General features: G+C 42.7%; 2 protein-coding genes. Both read left to right on the top strand.

Translation table 11 applies throughout. From position 1 onward, the window contains the following. The coding region (locus F3H12_RS13070) for an S-layer homology domain-containing protein (protein WP_149679750.1) at positions 1–1290 on the top strand (1290 nt) is incomplete at its 5' end. Then, positions 1287–1567: hypothetical protein (locus F3H12_RS13065; RefSeq protein WP_149679749.1), on the top strand; the 281-nt coding region annotated here is incomplete at its 3' end. The genes F3H12_RS13070 and F3H12_RS13065, both read left to right, overlap by 4 nt.

The raw sequence follows: 1567 nt of genomic DNA, 5'->3' as shown, positions 1-1567 counted from the left end.
TCACACGCTGCATTGAGCTTCAAGGATGTGCCCAGGGAGGCCTGGTATTACGAGCACGTCCAGTATGTCGCCAACCACCCGCGGGAACTGATGGTGGGATACGCGGGAAACTTCGGACCCTTGGATAACCTCACGGTGGAACAGTTTATCAAGATAGCCGTAGCGGCTGCCGGCAAGGGTGTGGTCGTTCCTTCAGATAAATACTGGGGGGACGTCTATGTGTCCATTGGTCTGGAACTGGGCTTTGTACAGCCGGGAGAGTTTACCGATTACAAACGACCCATCACAAGGGCCGAGATGGCCAGGATTATCATACGTTCTCTACCCATGATAACCGGAGAGAAAGATATACCCTACAATGAAAACGAGATAAGGTCACGGATAGCGGATTACGACAGCATCCCGGTAAACCTTAGGGAATATGTTTGCAAAGCCTATCAACTTGGTATTCTTGTAGGCGGAACGGATGGAAAGTTTAATCCCAACGGCAACCTGACACGTGCATCCGCAGCGGCAGTAATCCGAAAGATGCTTGAACCCGGACAGAGGACAGTCTATACATCTCCAGAAGAAGTTTGGAGCGATGAGGAATTTGAGGCGTATATCAGGGAGAATGCGGAGGACTTCTATGCTATTGCAAAAATAGAGGATAGAAAGATCTACCTGCGAACAGCAGATAAGCCTACCCCCACGCTACTGTCGGACAAGTACAATCCGGATATTCATGAACTTCTGTATGAGTGTGCCAAGACCATGGCATATTATGCCAACAAAAACGGCAATTATTTCAGTATTGCATATAATGATTTCTTCGGCGGATCTGTGTCTTTGGGATATCATCTTGTCAGCGATATCTATAAACCGGATATTGAGCTGATTATTTATGCAGAACCCCAGATGAACTATCACGCAGAGAGGTATGCTCCTGGAAAGCAAAAAAATCCTTCATATTATGAATGGAAACTTAGAGCACTAAGAGATCCTGATTTTTTAACAAAACAAGGGTGGGAACCCGGGATGAACCACCGTGATTTCGTATGGACACAAGAAAAATACGAAAAAGTCTTTAAACATCTTTGTCAGATTGTTTATGGCCCAACGCAAGGCACAGCGTTTTATGATTTTGTTTTCCCGTTGTATCAGAAAGTTTTTTATGCAGGTGGATGGATAGAAGATAGTTACTTTGGTATTGTCCCAGAAACCGGAATAGAATTGGCATATTATTATTCTGATGCAAATCAAGTGAAAATCATTAATTATTGGACTACCAGGCCGGTGGTAAGAAAATGAAAAGAAAAATGCAGGTTCTGCTTATTGCAATCATCATGATTGCATCAAACAGTATTTTGTGTTCTGGTCATGGACCATTTCGTCCAGAATCGGCAAATGGTAATTATAAAATCAATATCGAAACATCAATGAAATACAAAACGGAAGTATTTCACTTTCCTTTTGGACGCGAAGATTTACCTGATAAAGGCTTTTATAAAACTGAAGAAGGTTTTGTAGAAAACGAAAAAGGAGAAAAAGGCGAATATGCCCACATTGGATACAATTATGATGAATT

It is taken from the genome of Thermoclostridium caenicola (genome assembly GCF_900142095.1).
GTDB lineage: Bacteria > Bacillota > Clostridia > DSM-8532 > DSM-8532 > Thermoclostridium_A > Thermoclostridium_A caenicola.
This window is presented reverse-complemented; position numbering and strand designations above follow the sequence as displayed.